This is a genomic window from Kitasatospora sp. NPDC056446 (assembly GCF_042796115.1).
Taxonomy (GTDB): Bacteria; Actinomycetota; Actinomycetes; order Streptomycetales; family Streptomycetaceae; genus Kitasatospora.
In genome coordinates, this window is record NZ_JBHTRF010000071.1 from 1 (window position 1) to 25821 (window position 25821).

The 25821-nt window shown below is 75.5% G+C and carries 24 protein-coding genes and 1 riboswitch; of the genes, 11 read left to right on the forward strand and 13 right to left on the reverse strand.

Features of this window, described 5'->3' with window-relative positions:
• Positions 1-144: 144 nt before the first annotated feature.
• From ACFQ6N_RS31595 to ACFQ6N_RS31605, 3 genes are all read right to left on the reverse strand, one after another.
• Positions 145-1467 carry a hypothetical protein gene (locus ACFQ6N_RS31595; protein ID WP_380656497.1) on the reverse strand — a complete coding sequence of 441 codons (1323 nt, stop codon included), beginning with the start codon at positions 1465-1467 and terminating at the stop codon, positions 145-147.
• 641 nt (positions 1468-2108) lie between these two features.
• Positions 2109-3221, reverse strand: a complete 1113-nt coding sequence (locus ACFQ6N_RS31600; RefSeq protein ID WP_380656499.1) for an alpha/beta hydrolase family protein — start codon at positions 3219-3221, stop codon at positions 2109-2111.
• A gap of 202 nt (positions 3222-3423) precedes the next feature.
• Positions 3424-4119, reverse strand: coding sequence for a helix-turn-helix domain-containing protein (locus tag ACFQ6N_RS31605; protein WP_380656501.1), 696 nt, complete (start codon positions 4117-4119; stop codon positions 3424-3426).
• A gap of 195 nt (positions 4120-4314) precedes the next feature.
• A riboswitch (cobalamin riboswitch) is annotated at positions 4315-4479 on the forward strand.
• A 197-nt stretch (positions 4480-4676) separates the two neighbouring features.
• Between ACFQ6N_RS31605 and ACFQ6N_RS31610 the strand changes: the two genes are divergently transcribed.
• From ACFQ6N_RS31610 to cpt, 6 genes are all read left to right on the forward strand, one after another.
• Positions 4677-5663 carry a cobalamin biosynthesis protein gene (locus ACFQ6N_RS31610; RefSeq protein ID WP_380656504.1) on the forward strand — a complete coding sequence of 329 codons (987 nt, stop codon included), beginning with the start codon at positions 4677-4679 and terminating at the stop codon, positions 5661-5663.
• Positions 5660-7198, forward strand: coding sequence for a cobyric acid synthase (locus ACFQ6N_RS31615; RefSeq protein WP_380656507.1), 1539 nt, complete (start codon positions 5660-5662; stop codon positions 7196-7198). Before ACFQ6N_RS31610 ends, ACFQ6N_RS31615 begins: the two co-directional genes overlap by 4 nt.
• On the forward strand, positions 7195-9303 hold the full coding sequence (locus ACFQ6N_RS31620; protein WP_380656509.1) for a putative cobaltochelatase: 2109 nt from the start codon (positions 7195-7197) through the stop codon (positions 9301-9303). The genes ACFQ6N_RS31615 and ACFQ6N_RS31620 overlap by 4 nt, the downstream gene beginning before the upstream one ends.
• Before the next feature lie 3 nt (positions 9304-9306).
• The gene (gene cobO, locus ACFQ6N_RS31625; RefSeq protein WP_380656512.1) at positions 9307-9912 is read left to right on the forward strand and encodes a cob(I)yrinic acid a,c-diamide adenosyltransferase; all 606 of its coding nucleotides are present in this window, start codon (positions 9307-9309) and stop codon (positions 9910-9912) included.
• A 16-nt stretch (positions 9913-9928) separates the two neighbouring features.
• Entirely contained in the window at positions 9929-11308 is a 1380-nt protein-coding gene (locus ACFQ6N_RS31630) for a cobyrinate a,c-diamide synthase (protein ID WP_380656515.1), read from the forward strand.
• 100 nt (positions 11309-11408) lie between these two features.
• A complete protein-coding gene (gene cpt / locus ACFQ6N_RS31635; protein ID WP_380656608.1) occupies positions 11409-11951 on the forward strand; it encodes a chloramphenicol phosphotransferase CPT in 543 nt (180 codons plus the stop codon).
• 39 nt (positions 11952-11990) lie between these two features.
• Here cpt and ACFQ6N_RS31640 read toward each other — a convergent pair whose 3' ends face one another.
• Together ACFQ6N_RS31640 and ACFQ6N_RS31645 are read right to left on the reverse strand one after the other, a co-directional pair.
• Positions 11991-12449, reverse strand: a complete 459-nt coding sequence (locus ACFQ6N_RS31640) for a hypothetical protein (protein WP_380656518.1) — start codon at positions 12447-12449, stop codon at positions 11991-11993.
• Positions 12450-12588: 139 nt separating this feature from the next.
• Positions 12589-13098 (reverse strand): MarR family winged helix-turn-helix transcriptional regulator, encoded by a 510-nt coding sequence (locus ACFQ6N_RS31645; RefSeq protein ID WP_380656521.1) that lies wholly within the window; start codon positions 13096-13098, stop codon positions 12589-12591.
• Positions 13099-13236: 138 nt separating this feature from the next.
• Here ACFQ6N_RS31645 and ACFQ6N_RS31650 point away from each other — a divergent pair, with 138 nt between their 5' ends.
• From ACFQ6N_RS31650 to ACFQ6N_RS31660, 3 genes are all read left to right on the forward strand, one after another.
• Positions 13237-14175: an EamA family transporter gene (locus ACFQ6N_RS31650; protein WP_380656524.1), complete on the forward strand. Its 939-nt coding sequence runs from the start codon at positions 13237-13239 to the stop codon at positions 14173-14175.
• Positions 14176-14315: 140 nt separating this feature from the next.
• The gene (locus tag ACFQ6N_RS31655; protein WP_380656528.1) at positions 14316-15119 is read left to right on the forward strand and encodes a serine hydrolase; all 804 of its coding nucleotides are present in this window, start codon (positions 14316-14318) and stop codon (positions 15117-15119) included.
• A gap of 21 nt (positions 15120-15140) precedes the next feature.
• Positions 15141-16100, forward strand: coding sequence for a hypothetical protein (locus ACFQ6N_RS31660; protein ID WP_380656531.1), 960 nt, complete (start codon positions 15141-15143; stop codon positions 16098-16100).
• A 27-nt stretch (positions 16101-16127) separates the two neighbouring features.
• On the opposite strand, the gene ACFQ6N_RS31665 is transcribed toward ACFQ6N_RS31660, so the two are convergent.
• From ACFQ6N_RS31665 to ACFQ6N_RS31680, 4 genes are read right to left on the reverse strand one after another with little or no spacing between them, the layout of a single operon-like run.
• Positions 16128-16967, reverse strand: a complete 840-nt coding sequence (locus tag ACFQ6N_RS31665; protein ID WP_380656533.1) for a hypothetical protein — start codon at positions 16965-16967, stop codon at positions 16128-16130.
• Between the two features lie 52 nt (positions 16968-17019).
• Entirely contained in the window at positions 17020-18045 is a 1026-nt protein-coding gene (locus ACFQ6N_RS31670) for a TolB family protein (protein ID WP_380656611.1), read from the reverse strand.
• Positions 18046-18047: 2 nt separating this feature from the next.
• Positions 18048-19454: an MFS transporter gene (locus tag ACFQ6N_RS31675; protein ID WP_380656536.1), complete on the reverse strand. Its 1407-nt coding sequence runs from the start codon at positions 19452-19454 to the stop codon at positions 18048-18050.
• Between the two features lie 5 nt (positions 19455-19459).
• Complete coding sequence (locus ACFQ6N_RS31680) at positions 19460-20407, reverse strand: alkaline phosphatase family protein (protein ID WP_380656539.1); 948 nt, start codon at positions 20405-20407, stop codon at positions 19460-19462.
• Between the two features lie 306 nt (positions 20408-20713).
• Here ACFQ6N_RS31680 and ACFQ6N_RS31685 point away from each other — a divergent pair, with 306 nt between their 5' ends.
• Positions 20714-21262 carry a cobalamin biosynthesis protein gene (locus tag ACFQ6N_RS31685; RefSeq protein ID WP_380656542.1) on the forward strand — a complete coding sequence of 183 codons (549 nt, stop codon included), beginning with the start codon at positions 20714-20716 and terminating at the stop codon, positions 21260-21262.
• On the forward strand, positions 21259-22305 hold the full coding sequence (cobC, locus tag ACFQ6N_RS31690) for an Rv2231c family pyridoxal phosphate-dependent protein CobC (RefSeq protein ID WP_380656545.1): 1047 nt from the start codon (positions 21259-21261) through the stop codon (positions 22303-22305). Before ACFQ6N_RS31685 ends, cobC begins: the two co-directional genes overlap by 4 nt.
• 78 nt (positions 22306-22383) lie before the next feature.
• On the opposite strand, the gene ACFQ6N_RS31695 is transcribed toward cobC, so the two are convergent.
• The 4 genes from ACFQ6N_RS31695 to ACFQ6N_RS31710 all read right to left on the reverse strand — a co-directional run bounded on the left by ACFQ6N_RS31695 (position 22384) and on the right by ACFQ6N_RS31710 (position 25571).
• Complete coding sequence (locus ACFQ6N_RS31695; RefSeq protein WP_380656547.1) at positions 22384-23223, reverse strand: MOSC domain-containing protein; 840 nt, start codon at positions 23221-23223, stop codon at positions 22384-22386.
• Positions 23220-23753, reverse strand: a complete 534-nt coding sequence (locus ACFQ6N_RS31700) for a hypothetical protein (RefSeq protein WP_380656549.1) — start codon at positions 23751-23753, stop codon at positions 23220-23222. The genes ACFQ6N_RS31695 and ACFQ6N_RS31700 overlap by 4 nt, the downstream gene beginning before the upstream one ends.
• Positions 23750-24328, reverse strand: coding sequence for a hypothetical protein (locus ACFQ6N_RS31705; RefSeq protein WP_380656551.1), 579 nt, complete (start codon positions 24326-24328; stop codon positions 23750-23752). The genes ACFQ6N_RS31700 and ACFQ6N_RS31705 overlap by 4 nt, the downstream gene beginning before the upstream one ends.
• A 145-nt stretch (positions 24329-24473) precedes the next feature.
• Positions 24474-25571: an LLM class flavin-dependent oxidoreductase gene (locus tag ACFQ6N_RS31710; RefSeq protein WP_380656554.1), complete on the reverse strand. Its 1098-nt coding sequence runs from the start codon at positions 25569-25571 to the stop codon at positions 24474-24476.
• Positions 25572-25821 lie beyond the last annotated feature (250 nt).

The following is a 25821-nucleotide window of genomic DNA, read 5'->3' on the forward strand; positions in this document are numbered from 1 at the left end:
CAGCCCGGCTTTCCCGATTGAGTTCTGTCTCGTGGGCTGGGTGGGTTTTTAAGCGACCGCGGTAGGGGCCCGGAACCGATCGGTTCCGGGCCCTTCCGTTATGCGCTGTGCGGGGCGGCCGCGTTCGCTGTGCCGGGCGGCCGCCTACGCGCCGCCGGTGTGCACGCTGAAGGCCGAGCGGCGGGCCGCCCGGGCCACGCCCGGGTCCGGGTGCACCCCGGAGACCGCCGTCAGCACCGAGGCCGCCCGGGGGTGCCCGGACTGCCGGGCCCGGGCGAACAGCCGCACCGGGTCGCCCGCCGAGGCGCCCTCCACATGGCCCACCAGCAGCTCCGTCTCACCGTGGTCGAGCACCGCCGCCGCCGTGTCCACCCAGAGCCAGGCCGCGTCCTCCGCGCCCAGCACGTCCGCCGGGGAGACCCCCTCGTCCGAGCGCTCGGCCAGCCACAGCAGCGCGTACGGGCGCAGCGCCGGCGCGTCCACCACCGCCCGCACCGCCTGCTCGGCCGGGCCGCCGGCCACCCGCAGCGCCTCGAAGGCCAGCCCGCGCACCAGCGCGTCGTCGCCCTGCGCCGCCTCCAGCAGCTCCGCCACCGCCCGGTCCGCCGGACGGGCCGCCACCCAGGCGCGGTACTCGGCGCGGGCCGGGCCCGGCGAGTAGTCGGCGCAGGCGTTCAGCAGCTCGAAGGCGCTCTGCTCGATGTGCCCGGCCGCGGTCTGCGCGACCGTGCAGATCTCCTCCAGCTTCGCCCGCACCGCCCAGTGGCCGAGCGGCGACAGCTCGGCGGCGTCGTTCCTGCGCACCAGGGCGCCGACCGCCGCCAGGCCGTCCAGCATCCAGTCCAGGACGGCGGCCACGTCCGAGGGCGAGGCCGGGGTGTCGATCTGCGGCTCCCGGCAGGTGCCGCGCACGGCGGACACCGCCGAGGCGGCGTGCGGCACGGGCGACAGGCCCGGACCGGCGACCCCGCCGACCCGGCGCTCGTCCAGGCCTCGGCGCAGCAGTTCCAGCAGCTCGCTCTCCGCCACCGGGCCGTCCACCAGGTGCAGGAAGGAGAGCAGCTGCGGGGCCTGGTCCACGGCCTGCCCGGCCAGCACGGCGAACACGCCGCGCAGCGCGGCGGGCGGCACCGGGGCGAGCAGGGTCCAGGCGTCGAACAGCGCGGACCAGCCGCGCACCACGGCCTCGTCGTCGTGCTCCCAGGCGTGCAGGCGCCAGCCGGGGCCGGCGCCGCCGTCCCGGGCCTCCACCAGGCCCACCAGGAGCGCCTGCCCCCAGGCCTTGGCGGCCTCGCCGACGGTCATGGCCAGGGCCCGGCCCGCCGCGCGGACCTCGTCCGGGAGCAGCTCGCCGCGCTTGTCGACCTCGTCCAGCTCCCCGGCCCAGCGGGCGATCCGGACGGCGTCCACCAGCATCCGACGGGCCAGCGGCGCCAGCTCGGCCGGAGCCGGGAAGCCCTCGGGCACCGGAACCCGGCCCCGCCCGGGCGCGGGGGCGGGCCCTCGTCGCCGGGGTACGCCGTTACGGGGGACACCCGCCCCGTTCGGCCTGCCGCCGGCTGGCCGCTGGGCCGTGCCGGGGAGACGGGTCACCGTCGCACCGGTACCGTTCGGAGGCGGGAGCGGGGCATCACGGTCGCGCGGGTTCCGAGACGTCACGTCGAGCAGTCTTCCCCTTGTACCGGCCTTCTGTCACATCCGGTTGTCCGTACGACCGGACAACCGGCGGCAGCACCTCCGCAAGATCGGGCAACAGCGGCAAACCGCCTGGCCGGAAACGCGTGGCCTGCTCATGCCAGGTGAGCCAGGACGGTTGCCGGAACCGTTCGGGCGGCTACGGAGCGTGATGACGGCGGGTCGCCACAGGGGCCACATTGTGCCCCTGACGGGCCGGTGGCCGCCCCGGACGGCATCGGCGCCGCCCGACGGCCGGACCGGCTGTCGAGCCCGAATCCGGACGGATGGCGGACAAGCCCGGCCGTTTCGGCCGCACGGGAAGTCGGCCGGGCCGACTTCCGGCGGCGCCGGGAGCCTCCGCAACGGCGCGGCCCGGCCCTCGCTCCCGGGGGCGCCCGTTCGACCGGCACCGCCCGGCGGGGCCCTCCCCCTCAGAGCAGCGGGGTGAGCCAGCGGCGGAGGAGCTCGGTGTAGTGGTCCGGGGCGGAGTTCCAGAGGGTGGCGTGGTCGGCGCCGGGGAACGGCCGCAGGCTCACCACGTCGGGGCGGGCGGCGGCGAGGCGTTCGGCACTGCCGAACGGCGAGACCCGGTCGGCCGGGCTGTGCAGCAGGAGGGTGGGGACGCGCAGGTCGGTGCCGTCGGCGATCCGGGAGAAGTCCGCGAGGTCGACGCCGGTGCGGCCCTCGGCGGCGAGCGCGCCGAGCCCGGCGGCGGCGCCCCGGAAGCCGAGGCGCTCGGCGTCGCGGCGGGCGGTGGCCGGCAGGTCGAGCACCGGCGAGTCGAGGACCAGGCCGCGGACGGCGTGCGACCAGGCGGTCCGGGCCGCCGTCTGCAGGACCGTGGTGGCACCGGTCGACCAGCCGTAGAGGATCACCCGGCCCGCGCCGTTGTCGAGCGCCAGCCGTACCGCCGCCTCCACATCGCGCCACTCCGTCTCGCCGAAGTGGCTGTACCCGTCCGGGGAGGCCGGGGCGCCCTCGTCGCCGCGGTAGGTGACGGCGAGCGCGGGCAGGCCCAGGCGGTGCAGGACGGGCAGGACCGGGAGGGTCTGCCCGCGGTCCGCCTCGGGGCCGTGCACCAGGATCACCCAGGTGCCGCGGTTGCCGTCGAGGTACCAGGCCGGAAGGGCACCGAGTTCGCCGTCCGCCGCGGTCTCGGTGAAGGCCAGGCCGAGCGCGGCGGTGGGGTCGCCCAGGTGGACCCGGGGAGTGAAGCGGACCTCGGTGCCCGCGGCGAGGGTGCCCCGGTCCGCGCGCACCAGCCGGCGGGTGACGCCCTGCTCGTCACTGTGCAGGACCTCCTCGACCACCGCGTGGCCGCCACCGTCCCACTCGACCGCCCAGCGGCCGGGGCGCAGGCTCTCCGGACCGCGGCTGAAGGTGATCCTGCCGGCGCCGAGGCTCCGGACGACGACCGGCCCGGACTCCTGGACGGCGGCGACCGGACGGACCATCCGCTCGGAGGCCCGGCGGCCGATCACCAGGACGGCGGCCCCGGCGCCGACGACGGCGGCCGCCACGGTGGCGGCGGTTCCCCAGCGCATAACGTTCCCCGCTCTGTTGCTCACTGTTGCTCACGGACCGGACGGTGTTCGTACACCAGTCCACCGGCGCCCCGTCCGACCGGCCACCGGACTGGGCCGTCCGGGTCACCGGGGGCGGGTCGGAGGCGTGGCTTGTGGGCGTGGGTCAGGGCGAGCGGGTCGTGGGGGGCGCGTCAGGACGAGCGGGTCGGAGGAGAGCGGGTCAGGCCGTCCCGCCGGTCGGCCCGGTGGTGAGGAGGTGCCAGAAGCGGGGGGTGAGGGAGTCGGCGGTCGGGGGCGGGGCGGCGCGGGTGGTGGCGCCCCAGTGGGTGGGGACGTGGTGCTCCTGGTGGAGGGCGGTGAGGGCGGCCGCGAGGGTGTCGGCGGGGGCCGGGACGAGACGGGCGAGGGCGCGCAGGTGCGGCTGCCAGCGGCCGGCGACGCACTGGCGCAGGAGGTGGTCCAGGGCCTCGCGGCGGCCGGTCGCCTCGACCAGCTCGGGCAGGCCCAGGCCGAGGGCCTCGGCGAGGGCCCGGGTCTGCTCCTCGTCGCCGTCCCAGTGGCCGGTCAGTTCGGCCTGCCGGTAGGCGTCAAGGGCGGTGCCGGTGCGGTCGGCGACGGCGGCCTGGCCGAGTTCGCGGGCGATCCGGTGGTCGCGCAGCCGGACCGGGCGGGTGTCCATCAGGACGACGGCGGGGCACCAGAGGGCCCGGGCGAGGGCGATGAACTCGGCCTCGTCGGGGCGCAGCTCGCCGTTCTCCCAGGCCAGGACGTGGACGGGCAGCAGCCGGACACCGTGCGCGGCCATGCCCTCGGCGACCTGCTCGGGGGTCAGCCCGAGGGCGGCCCGGTGGGCGCGGGCGGCCCCCGGCGAGAACGGCACCGGGGGTTGGGCGGCGGGGGGCTTTCTGCGGCGCATGCCACCGAACGGTAGGGGCGGAGCACGGCGCGGCCCCAGCGACCGAACGCACGAAGCGGCCCGGGCCGGGGTGGTGCCGCGCTGGGCGATCCCACAGCCCGTCAGCGGGTGTTCCGTGTGACCAACCCCTCCGTGACCTCGGTTGACTCCCGGTTCGGCCGCGTGATGGGATCCTGGGGCCAATCGGAGGCATGGAGAGGAAGCCGGTGCGAGTCCGGCGCGGTCCCGCCACTGTCACCGGGGAGCACGCTCGGAACTCCCTCCTTGCCCGCCAGCGCACAGGAGGGGCCCATCACGGCAGGCCGTCAGAAGCCGCCGGAAGGCTCCGGGGGTGCGTCCGACCCGGAAGCCAGGAGACTCTCGCCCCCGTTACGTCGAACCAGGGCGCGGACCCTGAGTGAGGACACCCACGCGATGCAGGCTGCCCCGCCCGGCCGGGCTCCGAGCTCTCCCACGACGGGTCGTCCTCCGACGGGCTGCCTTCCGCCGAGCGGCCTCCCGACGGGCCGCCTTCCACTGGTCTGCCTTCCGCTGAGCTGCCTTCCGCCGTGCGGCCGGTGACCGTGCGCCGGGCCGCGATACGCCCGGCGGCCCGCGCCGCCGCGTACGCGCTGGGCGCCGTGGCCGGCTACGCCGCCGACGCCCGCTTCGCCGACCCCCGCCGGGGCCATCCGGTCGCCCTCTTCGGTAGCGCGGCGACCCGGCTGGAGCGGCGGCTGTGGCGCGACGGCCGGGCCGCCGGGGCCGGGTACACCGCGCTGTGCGTGGGCGCGGTCGCGGCGGGCGCGCTCGCCCTGGACCGTACGGCGGGCCGGCGCCCGCTGGGCCGGGCGGCGCTGGCCGCGGCCGCGACCTGGACGGTGCTCGGCGGCACCTCGCTGACCCGGGAGGCCCGTACGATCGGCCGCTCGCTGGCCGACGGCGACCTGACGGCGGCCCGGGAACGGCTGCCGCACCTGTGCGGGCGGGACCCGAGCGCGCTGGACGGCCCGCAGATCGCCCGCGCGGTGGTCGAGTCGGTGGCCGAGAACACCGCCGACGCCGTGGTGAACGCGCTCACCTGGGGTGCCCTGGCGGGCACGCCCGGGCTGCTGGCGTTCCGCGCGGTGAACACCCTGGACGCCATGGTGGGCCACCGCTCGCCGCGCTACGCCCGGTTCGGCTGGGCCTCGGCCCGGCTGGACGACGTGGCGGGCTGGCCGGGCGCCCGGCTGACGGCGCTGCTGACGGTCGCCGCCGCCCCGCACCCCGGCACCGCCTGGCGGGTCTGGCGGCGCGACGGCTCCTCGCACCCGAGCCCCAACGCGGGCCAGGCGGAGTCCGCCTTCGCGGGCGCGGTGGGCGTCCGGCTGGGCGGGACGCTGCGCTACGGCGAGAGGGTCGAGCACCGGCCGGTACTGGGCGCGGAACTGCGGCCGGTGACGGTGGACGACATCGAACGGGCCTGCGCGCTCTCCCGGCGGGTGGGCGTGCTGGCGCTGGGTACGACGGTCGCGGGGCACGTCCTGCTGCGCGCGCTCCTGGGGAAGAGGGGAAGGGCATGACGAACGCGCTGCTGGTCGCGGGGACGACCTCGGACGCCGGAAAGAGCGTGGTGACAGCCGGCATCTGCCGCTGGCTGGCCCGCCAGGGCGTGCGGGTCGCGCCGTTCAAGGCACAGAACATGTCGCTGAACTCCTTCGTCACCGCCGACGGTGCCGAGATCGGCCGCGCCCAGGCGATGCAGGCGCAGGCCGCCCGGGTGGAGGCGGAGGCGGCGATGAACCCGGTGCTGCTCAAGCCCGGCGCGGACGGCCGCAGCCAGGTGGTGCTGCTGGGCCGGCCGGTCGCCGAGGTGGGCGCGCTGGACTACCGCGAGCGCAAGCCCGTCCTGCTGGAGCGCGCCCTGGAGTGCCTGGCCGACCTGCGCCGGCGCTACGACGTGGTCGTCTGCGAGGGCGCCGGCTCGCCGACCGAGATCAACCTGCGCGACCGCGACATCGCCAACATGGGCCTGGCCACGGCCGCCGCGCTGCCCGTGGTGGTGGTCGGGGACATCGACCGCGGCGGGGTGTTCGCGGCGATGTACGGGACGCTGGCCCTGCTGTCGGCGGAGGACCAGCGGCACGTGGCGGGCTGGTTCGTCAACAAGTTCCGCGGCGACGCGCGGCTGCTCGCGCCCGGGCTGGAGATGCTGCACGAGCTGACCGGCCGTCCGGTGCTCGGCACACTGCCGATGCTGCCCGGGCTGTGGCTGGACGCCGAGGACTCGCTGGACCTGTCGACGGTGGTGGACCGGGTCGACGGGCGCGGGCCGCTCGGGGCGGACGTCCTGCGGGTGGCCGTGGTGCGCTTCCCCCGGCTGTCCAACTTCACCGACCTGGACGCGCTGGCGCAGGAGCCGGGCGTGCTGGTGCGCTGGGCGACCCGGCCGGAGGAGCTGGCCGACGCCGACCTGGTGGTGCTGCCCGGGACCCGGGCCACCGTGGCGGACCTCGCCTGGCTGCGTGAGCGCGGCCTGGAGCCGGTGCTCAAGGCGCGGGCGGCGGCCGGCCTGCCGGTCCTCGGGGTGTGCGGCGGCTACCAGATGCTGGCGCGCTCGATCGAGGACGCGGTGGAGTCCAGGGCCGGCCTCGTGGACGGGCTCGGGCTGCTGCCGGCCGAGGTGCGGTTCGGCGTCGGCAAGGTGCTGGCACGGCCGGTCGGCGAGGCGTACGGGCACCGGGTCGAGGGCTACGAGATCCACCACGGGGTGGTGACGGTCGAGGGCGGTGAACCGTTCTTCTCCGACGGCGACGGGCAGGGCCTGGACGGCTGCCGGGTCGGCTCGGTCTGGGGCACCACCTGGCACGGCGCGCTGGAGAACGACGGCTTCCGCCGTGAACTCCTGCGCGAGGTCGCCGACTTGGCGGGCCGGGCGTTCGTCCCGGCGCCGGACACCTCGTTCGCCGAAGCGCGCGAGGCCCGGCTGGACCGGCTGGGCGACCTGATCGAGGAACACGCGGACACCGACGCGCTGTGGAAGCTGATCGAGGGCGGGGTGCCGGCGGCCGGATCGCTGCCGAACCTGCCGCCCGGGGCACCTGGGAGTGACGCATGAGTGACGTCCGCTATCCGTTCACCGCGATCGTCGGCATGGCCGACCTTCGGCTCGGGCTGCTGCTGAACGCGGTCTCCCCGGCCGTCGGCGGCGTGCTGGTCCGCGGTGAGAAGGGCACCGCCAAGTCGACCATGGTGCGCGCGCTGGCCGGGCTGCTGCCCTCCATCGCCGCCGTGGACGACTGCCGGTTCGCCTGCGACCCGGCCGCGCCGGACCCGCACTGCCCGGACGGGCCGCACGACGCCCCCGGGAGCCACGAACGGCCCTCCCAGCTGGTCGAGTTGCCGGTCGGCGTGGCCGAGGACCGGATCGTCGGCTCGCTCGACCTGGAGCGCGCGCTGGCCGAGGGCGTCAAGGCCTACGAACCCGGGCTGCTCGCCAAGGCGCACCGCGGCGTGCTCTACATCGACGAGGTCAACCTGCTCCAGGACCACGTGGTGGACCTGCTGCTGGACGCCGCCGCGATGGGCCGCTCGTACGTCGAGCGCGAAGGCGTGTCGGTGCGGCACGCGGCCCGGTTCCTGCTGGTCGGCACGATGAACCCGGAGGAGGGCGAGCTGCGTCCGCAGCTGCTCGACCGCTTCGGCCTGACCGTCGAGATCGCCGCCACCCGGGACCCGGCCGAGCGCGCCGAGGTCGTCCGGCGCCGGCTCGGCTACGACGCGGACCCGGCCGGCTTCGCCGCCCGGTTCGCCGAGGAGGAGCGGGAGCTCGCCGAACGCATCACCACCGCACGGGAGTTGCTGCCCAAGGTCGAACTGGCCGATGTGGCACTGCGTCAGATCACCGCCGTGTGCGCCGCGTTCGAGGTGGACGGGCTGCGCGCGGACATCGTGATGGCCCGCACCGCCGTCGCGCTCGCCGCCTGGGACGGGCGCACCGAGGTGCTGGAGGAGGACGTCCGCACGGCCGCCCGGCTGGCACTGCCGCACCGGCGGCGCCGCAACCCCTTCGACGCGCCGGGGCTGGACGAGGAGCAGCTGGACCGGACGCTGGAGGAGCACGCCCAGGAGGAGGACCCGGAGCCCGAGGGCGACGGCCCCGGGGACGGCGGGGACGACCCTGAGGGCGGGCCCGACGGCGGTTCCGACGGCGGCGACGGGCCGGACGGGGGCGGGCCGGACGGCGGCGGAGCCCCCGAGCCGTCCGACGGCGGCGCGCCGGAACCGGCCGCGACGCCCGGCGACGACCTGCCGGCGCAGCCGCCCGTACCGGCCCAACACCCCTCCCCCGCACGGGAGTCGTCGCCGGTCGCGGCCGGCGACCCGTACCGGACCAAGCTCTTCACCGTCCGGGGCACCGGCCGTGGCGCCCAGGGCCGCCGCTCCCCCGCCGAGACCAACGGCGGGCACACCATCCGCGCCCGCCGCCCGCAGGGCGCGCTCGGCCGGCTGCACCTGACCGCGACGCTGCAGGCCGCCGCCCCGCACCAGGCGGCGCGCGGGCGCAGCGGCCGGGCGCTGGTGCTGAAGAAGGACGACTTCCGCGAACAGGTGCGCCAGGGACGGGAGTCCAACCTGGTGCTGTTCCTGGTCGACGCCTCCGGCTCGATGGCCGCCCGGCAGCGGATGACCGCCGTCAAGGGCGCCGTGCTGTCGCTGCTGATGGACGCCTACCAGCGGCGCGACAAGATCGGCATGATCACCTTCCGGGGCGCCGGCGCCGAGCTGGCGCTGCCGCCCACCTCCTCCGTCGAGGTCGGCGCGGCCCGACTGGAGACGCTGCCCACCGGCGGGCGGACCCCGCTCGCCGCCGGACTGCTGCGCGCCCACGAGGTGCTGCGGGTCGAGCGGCTGCGCGACCCCGACCGCCGCCCGCTGCTGGTCGTGGTGACCGACGGCCGGGCCACCGGCGGGCGCGACGCGCTCACGCAGTCCCACCGGGCCGCCGCGCTGTTCGCGGCACAGGGCACGGCGAGCGTGGTGCTGGACTGCGAGTCCGGCCCGGTCCGCCTGGGCCTGGCCCGCACCCTGGCCGGGCAGCTCGGCGGCACCGCCGTCAGCCTGGACGAGCTGCGCGCCGAGGGCGTCGCCTCGCTCGTCCGGGAGAACCGCCCCACCACCGTCCGCGACCACCGAGCGACCACCCTGCGAAAGGCGGCCTGACCCATGCCCAAGGGCGTTCCCGAGAGCATCCCCGACGACGGCCTGACGACCCGTCAGCGCCGTACCCAGCCGATCACCGCCGTGCACACCGGCCCCGGCAAGGGCAAGTCCACGGCCGCGTTCGGCATGGCGCTGCGGGCCTGGAACCAGGGCTGGCCGGTCGGGGTGTTCCAGTTCGTGAAGTCCGCCAAGTGGAAGGTCGGCGAGGAGAACGCGCTGCGCGTGCTCGGCGCCTCCGGCGAGGGCGGCACCGTCGACTGGCACAAGATGGGCTCCGGCTGGTCCTGGATCCAGCGCTCCGCCGAGCAGGAGATGACCAGCGAGGAAGCGGCCAAGGAGGGCTGGGAGCAGGTCAAGCGCGACCTCGCGGCCGAGACCTACCGCTTCTACGTGCTCGACGAGTTCACCTACCCGATGCACTGGGGCTGGGTCGACCCGGACGAGGTGGTCGCCGTCCTGAAGGACCGCCCGGGCAGCCAGCACGTCGTCATCACCGGCCGGTACGCGCCCGAGGCGCTGACCGGCTTCGCCGACCTGGTCACCGAGATGACCAAGGTCAAGCACCCCATGGACGCCGGCCGCAAGGGCCAGCGCGGCATCGAGTGGTAGATCGAGTGGTAGACCGTTGAGCAACATCCCCCGCCTCGTCATCGCCGCGCCCTCCTCCGGCGCCGGCAAGACCACCGTCGCCACCGGCCTGATCGCGGCGCTCGCCGCGCGCGGGCTGGCGGTGTCGCCGCACAAGGTCGGCCCCGACTACATCGACCCGGGCTACCACGCGCTCGCCGCCGGGCGCCCGGGGCGCAACCTGGACGCCTTCCTGTGCGGTCCGGAGCGGATCGCCCCGCTGTTCCTGCACGGCGCGGCGGGGGCGGACATCGCGGTGGTCGAAGGCGTCATGGGCCTGTTCGACGGGGCCTCCGGGCGCGGGGAGCTCGCGTCCACGGCGCACGTCGCCAAGCTGCTGCGGGCACCGGTGGTGCTGGTCGTGGACGGCTCCTCGCAGTCCCGCTCGGTGGCCGCGCTGGTGCACGGCTTCGCCTCCTGGGACCCGGAGGTCCGGCTCGCCGGGGTGATCCTCAACCGGGTCGCCTCCGACCGGCACGAGCACCTGCTGCGCGAGGCCCTGGAGGAGGGCTCCGGCGTGCCGGTGCTCGGCGCGCTGCGCCGCTCGGCGGCGGTCGCCACGCCCTCCCGCCACCTCGGACTGATCCCGGCGGTGGAACGCTCGGCGGAGGCCCTGAAGGCCGTCGCCGACATGGGCGACCTGGTCGGCTCCTCCGTCGACCTCGACGCCCTGCTCGAACTCGCCCGCACCGCACCCGAGTTACACGCGGAACCCTGGGACGCCTCGGCCGAGGTCAGCCCGGTCGCCGGACGCCCCCGGATCGCCCTCGCGGGCGGCGCGGCATTCTCCTTCTCGTACGCCGAGAACGCCGAACTGCTCGGCGCGGCGGGCGCCGAGGTCGTCCCGTTCGACCCGCTGAACGCCTCGGCACTGCCGGAGGGCACCGCCGGACTGGTCATCGGCGGCGGCTTCCCGGAGCTGTACGTACGGGAGTTGAGCGGAAACGCGGCCCTGCGCTCGGCCATCGCGGCCTTCGCCGCCGACGGCGGGCCGATCGCCGCCGAGTGCGCCGGACTGCTCTACCTGGGCCGGGAGTTGGACGGCCTGCCGATGTGCGGAGTGCTCGCCGCCGACGCCCGGATGACCGAACGGCTCACCCTCGGCTACCGGGAGGCCGTCGCCCTGCACGACTCGCCGCTCGCGGTGGCCGGCACCCGGCTGCGCGGCCACGAGTTCCACCGGACGGTCTGCGAACCGGGCGCGGGCGAACACCCCGCGTGGGGCTGGCACCTGCCGACCGGGCCGCGCACGGAGGGCTTCGCCGGAGGCAACGTGCACGCCTCCTACCTGCACCTGCACTGGGCGGGGGCGCCGTCCCTGGCCTCGTCCTTCACGGCCGCCGCGGCGGCGTACCGGGCGGGCCTGGCGGGGCGGTAGGGGCGGGAGGGCTGAGCGGGCCAGGGGGGCCTCGCGGGCCTCGCGGGCCGGTAATCCGGCTGCCCGCCGGACCGTTCGTGCCTAGCATGCGGGCATGCATGTGATCGTCCTCAACGGAGGCTCCAGCTCCGGCAAGTCGAGCATCGCCCGGCGCCTCCAGGAGCTGCTGCCCGGGCCGTGGCTGCACCTCGGCGCCGACACTCTCGTCGGCGCGCTGCCGCCCTCGCTGCTGGCCGGCGGCGAGGGCATCGGCGGTGTGGCGGAGGGCGACGGCACGGTCGAGGTCGGCCCGGCCTTCGCCGCGCTCGACACCGCCTGGACCGCCGGGTTGGCCGCGATGGCCCGGGCCGGCGCCCGGATCGTGGTCGACGAGGTGTTCCTCGGCACCACCGCCTCGCAGGCCCGCTGGCGGGCGGCGCTGACGGGCCTGGACGTGCTCTGGGTCGGGGTGCGCTGCGACCCGGCGGTGGCAGCCGCCCGGGAGGCCGCGCGCGGCGACCGGGTCGCCGGGATGGCCGCCGCGCAGGCGGCGGCGGTGCACGAGGGGGTGGCGTACGACCTGGTCGTGGACACCTCGCGGGCCACGGCGGCGGACTGTGCCGCGCTGATCGCGGAGCGCTGCCGGAGTCACCCGGGGTCCTGAGTCCTCGGCCGCCCCGGCGCCTCGGGCCGCTCCGGCTCCTCAGGCCGTGCCGTTGCCGAAGGTGCCGGTCACCGGGTCGCCGACGCGGAAGCAGGCGGCGCAGCGGAGGCGAGTGTAGATCGCCACCGGGCCCATGCAGACGTCCTCGCGGCCGTCCGCCACGGACTTGGAGCCGGCGGGCTTTCCGCAGTCCAGGCAGAGGCGGTCGGGGCGGGCGGCGGTCGAGCAGGCGCGGCAGACCAGGTGGGTCGGGTGCTCGGCGTGCACCACGACGGGCTGCGGGCCGCCGTGGAGCAGGTGGTCGCACCACGTGCAGGACTCGTCCGCCTGCGCCGCGAGCATCCGGGACCGGGTCTCCTGCTGCCACCTGGCCGCGTTCTGCAGCGGCACCTTCACCGGCGGGCCCCACCCGGCGGCGCTGAGCCACTGGGCGCCCTCCGCGCCGGCCGCCCGCAGCTGGTCGTCGACGGCGATGTCCCTGGGGGTCTTGTCCTTCATCGGGCCTCTCCTCCGGTGCGGGTCCGCATGCGCGGCTCCGTCCGGGTTAACGCGGGCAGGAGGCCGCCGGACACGCTCCGGCGCCCCGCCCCGCCCCGTCCCGCGCCCGGCCGTCCCGGGGCGGGGCACCGGCGGCGGCTCAGAGCAGGGACTCGGTGTCGCCGTGCGCGATGAGGAGCTTGCGCAGCAGGCCGTCGAGCCGGACGCGCTCGTCCTCGTCGAGCACGGCGAGGATGCGCTCCTCGTTGCGGACGTGTCCGGCCAGGGCGCCGTCGATCAGTTCCTTGCCCGCCGGGGTGAGGCGGATGAGGACGGCGCGGCGGTCGTCCGGGCAGGGGTTGCGCTCGACCAGGCCCTTGGCGGAGAGCCGGTCGACCCGGTTGGTGATGGCGCCGGAGGTGACCATGGCGGACTTGAGCAGGGCGCGGGCGTTGAGCTCGTAGGGCTCGCCGGAGCGGCGCAGGGTGGCCAGGACGTCGAACTCCGAGGAGTCCAGGCCGCAGGTGGTGAAGTACTCGCGCAGGGCGTTGTCGACCCGGACGTTGAGCCGCCGCAGCCGGCCGATCAGCGCCATGGCCTCGGGGTTCAGGTCGGGGCGGGCCCTCGCCCACTGCTCGACGATGTCGTCGATGGTGTCGCGCTGCTGCATGGTCTGCCGCCTCTCCCGGTCCTGCTCTTCTGGTGCCCCGCCCGAATATCTTAACCTTCACATACTTGACGTTCACCTACCTGCCCGCGTAGAACTTATCTCAACGTTCAGATAATCAACGTTGAGGGGATGGTCGCCATGGACCGCAAGCGCGCAGGAATCGCCGCCACCGCCGCACTCGCCCCGGCCGCCTGGGGCACGACCTACCTGGTCACCACCCAGCTGCTGCCCGAGGGCCGCCCGCTGCTGCTCGCCGCGCTGCGCGCCCTGCCGGCCGGACTGCTCCTGCTGATGATCGGCCGCAAACTGCCCAGGGGGCGCTGGTGGGGGCGCGCGGCAGTGCTCGGGATGCTCAACATCGGGCTGTTCTTCCCGCTCACCTTCGTCGGCGCCTACCGCCTGCCCGGCGGCGTCGCGGCCACCATCGGGGCGATCCAGCCCCTGCTCGTCGCCGGCTTCTCCATCGGCGTCCTCGGCATCCGGCCCGGACGGCGCGCCCTGACCGCCGGACTGGTCGGCGTCGGCGGGGTCGCGCTCCTGGTCCTCAAGAGCGGCGCCCGCCTCGACGGCGTCGGAATCGCCGCGATGGTCGCCGCGATCGCCCTGATGGCCATGGGCACCGTCCTCACCCGCCGCTGGGGCCGCCCCGAGGGCGCCACCCTGCTCGACCTCACCGCCTGGCAGCTCCTCGCCGGCTCGGTCCTCCTGGTCCCGCTCGCGGCGCTCGTCGAGGGCGCGCCGCCCGCCCTGAGCGTCGCCAACCTGGCCGGCTTCGCCTACCTGGGACTGCTCAGCACCGCCCTCGGCTACGTCCTCTGGTTCCGCGGCATCGCCCACCTCGGCGCCGGCCCGGCCTCCTTCCTCGGCCTGATCAACCCGATCGTCGCCACCATCGGCGGCCTCGTCGTCCTCGGCCAGACCCTCACCCCCTGGCAGGTCCTCGGCCTCCTCCTCGCCCTCGCCGCCCTGATCGCCGGCCAGTCCCCCACCCGCCCGACCCCGGCTCCCACCCCCGCACCGGCGCAGACCCCGGCCAAAGCTCCGACCCCGCCCCCCGTCCCCGCCACCACCCGCTGACCGGAACCCGATCGAATGCCTGCGGGCAGCAGCCCCGCAGGCATTCGGCTGTCTCCACCCGATTCCGGGTACGGAGGTCACAAACGGGTAGACGGCTGTCAGCCCGACCCAACCGGCGCGGAAGGAATGGGATGACCCCCATGGTCGATTCCGACGGACTCCACGCGGCGATCGCCGCACAGATCGAAGGGTTCGTCTCGACCGCTGACCCAGGCGTGCGCAGCGTCCTGGTCAAGACGTTCGACGGCCCCGGACTGACCGTCGCCCACCGGGCGGACCTGGTCCTGCCAGCCGCGAGCCTGGCGAAGATGATCCTCGGGGTCGCCCTCTTCGAGGCGGCCGAACGCGGCGAGCTGGACCCCGGGGCCCGTGTGCGGATCGGCTCCCTTCCGGGCACGATGTACCCGAGCGTCCTCCAGGCCTTCGACCACGATTCGACCGTCACGGTACGGGAGTTGTGCGGCTTCGCCCTGGTGACCAGCGACAACCCGGCGGCCGAGCACATTCGCGCGGTCCTGGGACAGGAGCGGATCGACGCCACCGTCAAGGCCCTCGGACTGCACAACACGGCCTTCCCGGCGGGGTTCTCCGAGCGGGAGCTCGGACCGCTCGGGCGTGCCAACACCACCACCGCCGAGGACATGCTGCGCCTGATCGAGCACATCGACCGGACACCGCACCTGGAGCCGGTCCGCCGCTACCTGGTCAACTACCTTCGGAACGACAGGATTCCGTCCCGCCTCGACGACGACGTGCCGGTCCGGCACAAGACCGGCAGCCTGCGCGGGATCGTCAACGACGCGGGTATCGTCCTGCATCCGGCCGGTCGGATCGCCCTGGTCTTCCTGACGGAGGGCCAGTCCGACAACATCCGCACGGCCCAGGAGATCGGGCAGGTGTCCGATCGGATCGTCCGGATCATCACAGCGGGGGCGGCGCTCTGACGCCGCCGCGGGGGGTGGCGCGTGGCCGTGTCTCAGGAACGACAACTGCGCAAGGTACTGGCACTGGTCAACACCCTCGCCCTGACGGTGGGCCTGGTGTGCGTCGTGACGGCGGCGCTGCTGACCCACCAGCAGGTCCTCGCCACCGTCCTCAGCCTCATCGGCGGTGCCTTCGTGTCGGCGGCCACGGTCACCCTGGCCATCGGCTCCCTCACCGTTCGGGAGACCACGGAGCAGGTGGACAGCGCCGTGCTCCGCGGCATGCAGGACGTCCTCGGGCCGGTGCGCGATCCGCTGTTCGCCGGAGCACTGTCGGCCTACCGCTACGACTGCCTGCTCTCCCCCGCACCGGACGGTGACGCCCACCCCGACTACATCTACCAGAGCTTCCGGATCTCCTACCGGATCGAGGCCCTGCCCGCGCTGGTGACGATCGCCTGCCTCGCCTCCAACGACGACACCGGCCTGGACGGCTTCACCGGACCCGAGTGCCTGCTCCGCTGGATGATCGACGACAATCTGGACCCGGACGACCCCGAGGTCTTCACCATCGGCGCGGTCCGGGTGGACAACCGAGAGCTGGAGCGCCGGCCGGCGACGCACGAGACCGTCGCCGGCGGGCAGGCGAGGATCGAACACTTCGCGGTCCCGCACGACGCCCAGGTCACCGTCGGGCATCTCGTCGAGCTGAGTGTCACGGCGCGCAAGTTCGTGGGCAACGACCGGCGGATCCGCGTCCAGGCCCAGGTGTTCCGCCACGTCACCGACGCCGAGTACCGGCTCACCGTCGACCCGGCTCTCAGGCCGACCCGGCTGAGCGTGAACGCCTCGGAGATCAGTGCGCTCGGGGCCGCCCACGGAGCCAGCGTCCGGGCCACCTTCCCCGCGCCGTTCCACACCACGGCCGGGCTGATCCAGCTTCCCTTCCCCCTCCAGCCCGGGAGCGTCATGGCCTTCACCATCGACCGGGACGTGACCTGACCGACGGCCGGCCCGGCGGGCGGGCGGTCAGCCGGTGGCGCGGATGTAGATGTCGGCGGCGCCGGGGAGGCCGCCGGGGATGGTGGCGACGTAGATGCGGCGGGCGGTGGGGGCGTGGGTGGGGGTGGGGGGCCAGGTGGGGCTGAGGGTGGGGGCCAGGGTGGGGGTGGGGGTCGGGGGTTCGGTTTCGGGGGTCGGTTCGGGGGCGGGGGCGGGGGCGGCCTCGGCCTCCGGGTCGGCCTCGGAGTCGGGCTCGGCCTCGGGGTCCGCCTCGGGGGCGAGGACCTGGGCGGGGCCGTCGTCGGCCGGGGAGGGGGAGGGCGAGGGGACGGCGGCCGTGGCGGAGGGCGGCGAGGAGGGCGGGAGGGGGCCGTCGGGGAGTTCCGGGGCCTCGGCCGGTTCGTCGCCGCCGAGGGCCGCGACGAGGTCGGGCGGGAGGGGCGCGGTCGGGCCCGGGGAGGGGAGGTCGTAGGCGGTGAGGAACTCGCCGAGGCCCGGGGCCCGGCCGCCGCCGAGGCGGTAGTGGAGGTAGGCGACGGGGGCGCCGTCGGAGGTGTGGGTGTAGACGGCGCCGACCGGGACGTAGTAGCGGTCGGTGCCGGGGTGCTGGGAGGGGTGGAGGCCGGCCAGGCGTTCGGCGCGGTCGCGGTCGGTCTCGTGGCCGGTGCGGCCGAGGGTGAGCGAGTTGACGCCGCGCACCACGAGGGCGGCGGCGACGGACACGCACAGCACCAGCCCCACGGCGACGGTGCGCCGCAGGACCGGGCGGCCGTGCAGGGCGGGCCAGGAGTCCGTCACCATGCGCTCGGGTGGGATGCCGTCCATGGTTGCTCGCTCCCCCTCGATCAGGACGTTCGATCCGGACATTCCGATCAGGACGTCACACTGTGCTCGACGTGGGACCGTAGCCGAGAGTTCCTCAGCCCAGGTAGGCGGGGGCCACCGCGGCCTTGGTGACCGGCCGCGCACTGCCCGTGCCGTCCGCCGGGACGGTCCACAGGTCGGCCCCGTAGTCGCCGGGCAGGGCGTAGACGAGGGTGTCGCCGCCGGACCAGAGCGCCTGGTCGTCGATGTCGCGCTGCTCGGCGGTGGCGGTCTCGGTCATGGTGGCGAGGTCGAGGACGTACAGCCGCCACGGCGCGTCGGCGGGCAGGCCGGGGACGCGCTTCTTGTACGCGACGCGGGTGCCGTCCGGGGAGAGCGAGGGGCACTCGACGTTGTCGTGCAGGGCGGTGAGGGTGCGGGCGGCGAGGTCGCCGCGGACGAGGTGGGTCGTCCCCGCGCTGGCGACGGTGGCGTAGAAGGTGTTGTCGTCGGCGAAGGTGACGCCCCAGATGTTGATGTCGTGCGCCTGGTAGGGCCGGCCGTCCAGGATGACGGTGAAGTCCTCCAGGTTCTCCCGGAGGTTCCAGTCGCGGACGTCCACGATCGAGGTGCGGGTGGAGAAGTCGCTGCCGGCGTAGGAGTCGCCGCTGACGAAGACCGTCCAGGCGGCGAGGTGCCCGGACGGCGAGACCCGGGAGCGGGTGGGGATGCCGGCGGCCGGGAAGGAGCGCCGCTCGCGCAGGTGGTCGTCCAGGATGACGGCCCGGTAGGTGTCCTCCAGCGCGCCGCGCTGGGCCTGGAGGCAGATGCCGGTGCCGGCGGCGGCGTGGAAGCGCAGGCACTGGACGCCGGAGGCCGTTCGGGGGCCGTCCGGGTGGTCGGCGGGGACGGTGGTGATCTCGTCCCGGTGCGGGCCCCAGGCCATGTTGCGGAACAGCAGTTCCCGGCCGCCGCTCGGCACCTGGAGCGAGACGGGGCCGGATTCGACCGGTGGCCCGCCGGCCTGGACCTGGTCCCGGCGGGCGGTGCGGTCGGCGGCGTAGAGCACGGCCCCGGTGCCGACCGCGCCGAGCACCAGGACGGCGACCAGGAGCACGATCACCCTGGTCCGGTTCTGCAGGTTCACGGCTTCTCCTCGGCGGACGCGACGGACTCGGCGGGCGCGGGAACGGCAGCGGACTCGGCGGCGGCGGGATCGGCTACGACGGGAACGGCGGCGGCGGGATCGGCGGCAGACACGGCGGCGGGCGCGGCGGGGCGCAGCACCAAGGCCGCGCCGAGCACGCACAGCGCCAGCGCCCCCGCCGACCAGCCCAGCGCCGCGGGGCCGCCGATCACGCCCCAGAGCGCGCCGAACAGCAGTGAGCAGGCGAACCGGGCCAGTGCCTGCCCGGTGCCGACCAGGGCGAGCCCGGCGCCGCGCTGTTCGGGCGGGACGGCGTCGGCGGCCGCGGCGGCGAGCACGCCGTCGGTGGCCGCGTAGAAGGCGCCGTGCAGCGCCAGCACGCAGACCACCGCCGGCAGCCCGCGCAGGGGCGAGAGCAGCACCCCGTACGCGAGCAGCAGCACGGCGTGTCCGGCGAGGAAGAGCCGGTGGCGGCCGATCCGGTCGGCGAGCGCGCCGAGCGGGACGGCGAGCAGCAGGAAGCCGGCGGCGGTGCCCAGCGGCAGCAGCGGGAACAGGTCGACGGACAGGTGCAGCCGGCGCTGGACGAGCAGGTAGAGGAAGGAGTCGCTGACGGTGGTCAGCCCGAGCAGGACGGCGCAGGCGGTCAGCCTGCGCAGTCCGGGCAGGCGCAGCAGGGTGAGGCTGTCGCGCAGTGCCGGTGCCGGAGTCGACGGGTCGTCACCGGCCTGCCGGTTGGGCACGAACAGCAGCAGGATCAGCACGCCCAGGACGGCGACGCACGAGCTGACCGTGAACACCGCGTCGTAGCCGTGCCGTTCACCGCCGTCGGCGAGCAGCGGGCCGCCGGCCAGGCGCAGCACCAGGAAGGCGGTGAGCGGCCCGAGCAGGGCGCCGGCCGTGTCCATCGCCCGGTGCACGCCGAACGCCCGTCCGCGGTGGGCGGGTTCGGTGGCGAGCGAGATCATCGCGTCCCGGGGCGCGGTGCGCAGGCCCTTGCCGGTGCGGTCGACGGCGATCACGGCGCCGATCAGCGGCACGGTGTGGACGAGCAGCAGCAGCGGCCGGCAGAGCGCGGACAGCCCGTACCCGACGGCCGCGACGGCCTTGTGGCGGGTGGCGCCGTCGCGGCCCCGGCGGTCGGCGAGGTGGCCGCCGGCGAGGCGGACCAGGGCACTGAAGCCGTTCTGGATGCCGTCGAGCAGGCCGAAGCCGAGCGGGGAGAGGCCGAGTCCGGTGAGCAGGTAGAGGGGGAGGACGGCGGTGACCATCTCGGAGGAGACGTCGGTGACCAGGCTGACGGCACCGAGGGCGAGCACCGTCCCGGGGACGGCGCCCCGCCGCACCGGGCCGGTGGCCGGTGCGGCGGGGGCCTTCGAACTGCGGGAGTCCGCGACGTACACGGGCGTCAGTTCCAGATGCCGGTGATGTCGGCGGCGCCGGCCGAGTTGCCCGCGTGGGTGCCGAGGCCGGCCAGGTCCTCCAGGGTGTGCAGCACGTCGTAGTGGTTGTACGTGGTGGCGGTGCTGCTGCCGGGGGCGACGTGGGCGCCGTAGACCAGGGTCGGGATGCGGTTGCCGGACAGCTTGTTGTCCTCGTCGAAGGTGACGACGAGGAGGCTGTTGTGGCTCTGCGCCCACTGCGCGTAGCCGTCGAGGTTGGCCTGCAGCCAGGAGTCGCCGGTGCCGACGGAGCAGTCGTGCATGTCGTCGCAGAGGTCCGGGACGACGAAGGAGACCTTGGGCAGGGTGGTGAAGTCGGTCGGGAACGCGTCCATGCCGTACGCGCTGCCGGTGGGCACGTTGCCGAAGCCGAACCACGGGTTGTGCTTCTGCGCGTAGTTGTCGACGCGGCAGTCGGTGGCGCCCGGGGCGGGCAGGCCCTCGTTGTAGCTGGCCCAGGTCTGGCCGGCGCCGAGCAGTTCGGAAGCCAGGTTGGGCTGCTGGAGCGCGCCGACGTCCACGCAGCTGTCGTCCACGATGCCCTGCGCGCTGCCCGAGAACAGCATGTAGTAGTTGGGCTGGCTGGGGTGGGTGAGCGCGTAGGACTGGGCCAGCTTCGCGCCGCCGGCCACCAGGGTGCCGTTGATGTACGGGGCGCCGGAGCTGCCGATGACCTGCGAGTAGGCGTGGTTCTCCAGGACGACGACCACCACGTGGTCCGGCGCGGGCAGGCCGGCGGCGGTGTCGGCGGCCGCGCTGCCGCCGGCGGCCCAGAGGCCGAGCGAGCCGGCCACCAGGCCGAGGCCGGCGGCGAGGGCGGTCAGCGGGCGGAGCCGGCGGCGGCGGGCGGGGTGCTCGGCGGCGGACGGGGCGGGGGTGGGGGTGCCGGGGGTACGCGGTCGTGCGAAGGCCATGGGGTCCTCCGGGGTCGGGGCTGCCGGGGCGGGAGCGCCGAGAACAGTAGGATCGCCGCGGTGTCGTGTACCGCACAAGACAAGTGAAGAACAGACGAACACCTGCCGCGAGCGGGCGATCCGGTTCGTGGACGTGCGGAAATGCGGCCCGCACGGCCCGCGCGACCCGTACCGCGGCCCGTGCCCCGGCCCGTACCGCGACCCGGCGGCGGACGTCACACCCGCCCCGATTGACCCCCTCCGGCCGACCGTGGTGGGATCACGGAGGCCCGCACGCGGGGGCCGGGACGGCAAGGAGCGCGGCACGTGATCGGACTGGTCGCCCCCGGGATGCCACCGGTGCCCCCGCGCACGCTCGTCGTCGGGATCGGCGCCGCCGCCGCTGCCGGGCGGACCGAGGCCATGCGGCTGCTGACGACCGTGCTCGACGAGGCCGGGCTGGACCGCTCCGCCGTGGCCCGGGTGGCCACCGTGGCCGGCAAGGCGGACCACCCGGCGGTGCGCTGGGTCGCGTTCTGCCTGGGCGGGGTGCCGGTGGACGAACATCCCGCGCGGGAGCTGGCGGGTGTGCCGGTGCCGAACCCGTCCGCGCGGGTCGGGGCGGCCGTCGGCACCGCGAGCGTCGCCGAGGCGGCCGCGCTGGCGAGCGCGCCGGGCGGCCGGCTGGTGGTCGCCAAGCGGAAGTCGGCGGCGGCGACGGTCGCGGTCGCCCGGGTGGCGGTGCACGGGCCGCCCGCCGCGGTCGACCCCGGATCCGACCCCTCAGCCCCGTCCGGTCCGTCCGGTCCGTCCGGCCCGCCGCACCGCGCCCCCGACGCCCCCTCCCCCACCACCGCCCAAGGAGACCCTGCGTGACCGCCCCCGAACCCGACCTGCGCCACCACGGCGACGCCGAGGTCCGCGCCGACGGGCTGGGCCTGGTCGACCTGGCCGTCAACGTCCGCACCGGCACGCCCCCGGCCTGGCTGCGCGAGCGCCTCGCCGCCACCCTCGCCGACCTCGCCGCCTACCCCGACCAGCGCACCGCCCGCGCCGCGGTGGCCGCCCGGCACGCCCGCCCGGTCGGGGAGGTGCTGCTCACCTCGGGCGCCGCCGAGGCCTTCGTCCTGCTGGCCCGGGTGGTGACGGCACGTCACATTGTGGTCGTGCACCCGCAGTTCACCGAGCCAGAGGCCGCGCTACGGGACGCCGGGCACCGGGTGCACCGGGTGCTGCTCACCCCCGAGGACGGGTTCCGGCTGGGGTCCGTCCCCGAGGAGGCGGACCTGGTGGTGCTCGGCAACCCGACGAACCCGACCTCCGTCCTGCACCCCGCCGGGGCCGTGGCGGCGCTCGCCCGGCCCGGGCGCACCCTGGTGGTGGACGAGGCGTTCATGGACACCGTGCCGGGCGAGCGGGAGTCCCTCGCCTCCGTCCGGGACCTGCCCGGCCGGGTGGTCGTGCTGCGCAGCCTCACCAAGACCTGGGGCCTGGCCGGGCTGCGGATCGGCTATGTGCTGGCGCCCGCGCCGCTGATCGCCGAGCTCGCCGCCGCCCAGCCGCTGTGGCCGGTCTCCACCCCGGCGCTGGCCGCCGCCGAGGCCTGCAGCGGCCCGGCCGCGCTCGCCGAGGCGGACCGGGCCGCCGTCGGACTCGCCTCCTGGCGCGCGTACTTGGTGAACGGCCTGGCGGCCTTCGAGTCCGTCCGGCTGTACGGCGAGCCGGCCGCCTCCTTCGTGCTGGTCCGGCTGCCGGACGCGGCGGCCGTCCGGGAGCGGCTGCGCGAGCACGGCTTCGCCGTCCGGCGCGGGGACACCTTCCCGGGGCTGGGCACGGAGTGGCTGCGGATCGCCGTCCGGGACCAGGAGACCACCGACCGCTTCCTCAAAGCCCTCGGGGAAGTGCTCGGCTCACCCTGAGCCCACCCCCGGAGCCCACCCCCGGAGCCCACCCCCTGAGCCCACCCCCCTGGACTCAACCCGCGAGTCCCCCCGGGCTCACCCCCCTGAGCCCACCCTGAGCTCGTCCCCCGTCCGGATCCGCCCGGGGGTCAGCACCTGGGCGTACACCCCCGCGCAGGGCAGCTCCGGCATGCCCTCCAGCGGGACCACCCGGTTGCGTTCGGCGGGGATGCGCAGGGCCTCCGTCCGGCGGGGCAGCGGGCCGTGCCGCAGGGTGGGCACGGCGCAGCGCGGGGTGGCCGCCAGGACCCGCAGGCGCAGGGTCGGGCCGATCGCCAACTCCCGCCCCACCCAGGCGTTCTCGACGAACCCCTCGCCCTCGGTGCGGATCACCAGGTTCGGCCGGTACCGCTCGGCCTCGGAGCCGGTGGCGCGCAGCGTGGAGGTGGTGATCAGGTGCAGCGGGGCGAAGTCGAAGAAGCCGCCATCCGGTGTCGCCCGACCCAACTCGCTGACGGTGACGTCGACTTCGGCGGCGATGCCGCGTGCCAGCACCTCCTCGGGTACGGCCCGCTCGACCGTCGCGCCGGGCGGGCGCTCGGCGACCAGCGCGACCTTGCGGCCGAGCGCCTCGGACAGCTCCGTCTCGTCGGTCTCGCGCCCGTCCGGGCCGGTGACGGCCACCCCGCCGTCCGCCGTGAGCGCCGCCGCGTACCCGAGCAGGCCGGACCAGAGCCGGGGGTTCTTGGCGCTGGCCACCCGTCCGGTCGCCAGGTCGAGCAGTGCCCGCTCCCGGTCCCCGGCCAGGCCCCGCCCGGTCACCTCGGCCCGGTCGAGTTCCTCGCCCAGCAGCGACTTCACCGGGTAGCGCCGCAACCGCTCGACCGTACCGACGCCCACGCTCGCGCCGGCCCCACCACTGCCGCCACCGCTCACAGTTCCTCCTCCGCCCATTCCCGGAGCGCCTCGAAGTGCAGCTCTCCCAGCCCGGCCCGGGGATCGACCCACAGTGCCACGGCCGGCGCCGGGTGGTTCGCCGCGATCCACTCGATGTCCTGCGGCCCGAGTTCGTCGTCCAGCCAGACGAACGGCCGCCCGGCGGCCCAGGCGACCAGCTCCCGGGTCTTCCAGTGCAGCCCGTCCGGGTCCTCCCGGAACAGCTCCGTCCAACGGATGTACGGCAGTTCGGGCAGTCCGATGTTCGGGCCGATGAAGGTGTTCGCCTCGTCCATCCAGGTGGTCGCCCACACCAGTTCGTAGGGCAGCGCGAGCAGTTCGGGCCCGTGCAGCGGGTTCAGCCACACCCGTAGCGGCTTCACCCGTGCGCGCGGCAGCGCCTGGCGGGCCACCCATGACTCGGGGAGCATCCGATGGGTCAGGTAGCCCTCGGGGCGGCGGGTCGCGGGCGCCGCGTAGGGGTTCAGCGGCCCGTCCACGTCGAGCAGCAGCAGCGGCTTGCCGGTCATGCGGCCGCCGCCCACTCCCGCAGGGTCGCGAAGTCGTCCGCCAGCAGGCCGACGCGGGGATTGACGTGGAGGGTGAGCGCCGCTCCGGGGTGGTTCGCCGCTATCCACTCGGCGTCCAGCGAGCCGAGCTCGTCGTCCACCCAGACGAACGGCCGCCCGGCGGCCCAGGCCACCACGTCCCGGGTCTTCCAGTGCAGCCCGTCCGGATCCTCGCCGAACAGGTCCGTCCAACGGATGTACGGCAATTCGGGCAGGCCGATGTTGGGGCCGATGTGGGTGTTCGCCTCGCCCATCCACCCGGTGGCCCAGACGAGTTCGTACGGCAGTGCCAGCAGCTCCGGCCCATGGGACGGGTTCAGCCACACCCGTAACGGCTTGACCCGGCCGACGGGGCGTTTCGCGTGCCTGGCGCGGGTCGTCTGCCGTGCCTGCGCAGCCGCCAGCCGCTCCTGCTTGGCGACCCACCAGGTGGGCCGCAGCCGGTGGGTGTCGTAGCCGTCCGGCCGCCGCTTCGGCGCGGCGTAGGGGTTGAGCGGTCCGTCCACGTCGAGGAGGAGCAGGGGCTGCTGGGTCATGCCATGAATTCTCGGCCGGGCGCGGGTGATTGACCAGCGATTTGCAGGCCCCGGTCGGGGTCGCACCACCACTCCCCCGCCCGCCTCTGCTCCCCCACCCGCCTCCACTCCTCGCCCCCCGGCACCGTCACGGCCGCCGCCACCGTCACGGCCGCGACCACAGGTTGCGGGCGGCCAGCAGCGGGAGCACCCCCTCGCCGAACCAGTACGCCTCCTCCAGGTGCGGCATCCCGCTCAGCACGAACTCGTCGATGCCCAGCCCGTGGTACTCGCAGACCAGGTCCGCGACCTCCCGGTGGCTGCCCACCAGCGCCGTCCCGGCGCCGCCGCGCAGCAACCCGACGCCGGCCCACAGCCCCGGGTACACCTCCAGCCGCTGCGCCGAGCCGCCGTGCAGCGCGACCATCCGCCGCTGCCCCTCCGACTCGCTCTCGGCGAGCGCCCGCTGGGTCTCCCGCACCCGGCGCGGGTCCATCCCGGCGAGCAGCCGCTCGGTCTCCGCCCAGGCCTGCGCGGCGGTGTCCCTGGTGATCACATGCAGCCGGATCCCGAACCGGACGGTCCGGCCCCGCGCGGCCGCCAGTTCGCGGATCCAGCCGATCTTCTCCCGTACCCGGGCGGGCGGTTCGCCCCAGGTCAGGTAGACGTCCGCGTACCGGGCCGCGACGTCGCCGGCCGCCGGGGAGGAGCCGCCGAAGTACACCGACGGCACCGGGTCCGGCAGGCGGTTCAGCCGCGCCCGCTCGACCCGCAGGTGCGGTCCGTGGTGGTCGACGGTCTCCCCCGCCCACAGCCGCCGGGTGATGTCCAGGAACTCCCCGGTCCGGGCGTACCGGGCGTCCTTGTCCAGGAAGTCCCCGTAGGCGCGCTGCTCGGCGGACTCCCCGCCGGTCACCACGTTGAGCAGCAGCCGTCCGCCGGACTGCCGCTGGTAGGTCGCGGCCATCTGCGCGGCCAGGGTGGGGCTGATCTGACCGGGCCGGAACGCCACCAGGTACTTCAGCCGCTCGGTGACCTGGCTCAGCATCGCCGTGGTCAGCCAGGCGTCCTCACACCAGGCGCCGGTCGGCGTCAGCACCCCTTCGAAGCCCAACTGCTCGGCGCTGCGGGCGATCTGCCCCAGGTAGGCCACGCTCGGCGGCCGGTCGGAGCCGACCGCGCCCGGCGTGGAGCCGTGCCCGCCGCCGACGATCTGCCGGCTGTCGCCGTTGGTGGGGAGGAACCAATGGAAGGTGAGGGACATCGGGGGGACACACTCCTGCGGTCGGCGCTGCCTGCGGTCGGTGTTACGGAACCCACCGACGGCGACACCCGGCCGTCCACACCCGCGCCAGGTCCACGTGCAGCCGACGCACGAGGAGGAGGCGGCCCGGAGCGGTCATGGCCCGATTCTCCGGGACTCCCCCGCCCCGATCAAGACCTCCTGCCCGACCCTCCTGCCCGGCTCTCCCGGCCGCCCATCCCGCCCGGCCCGGCGGGGCCCCCGGGCCCCG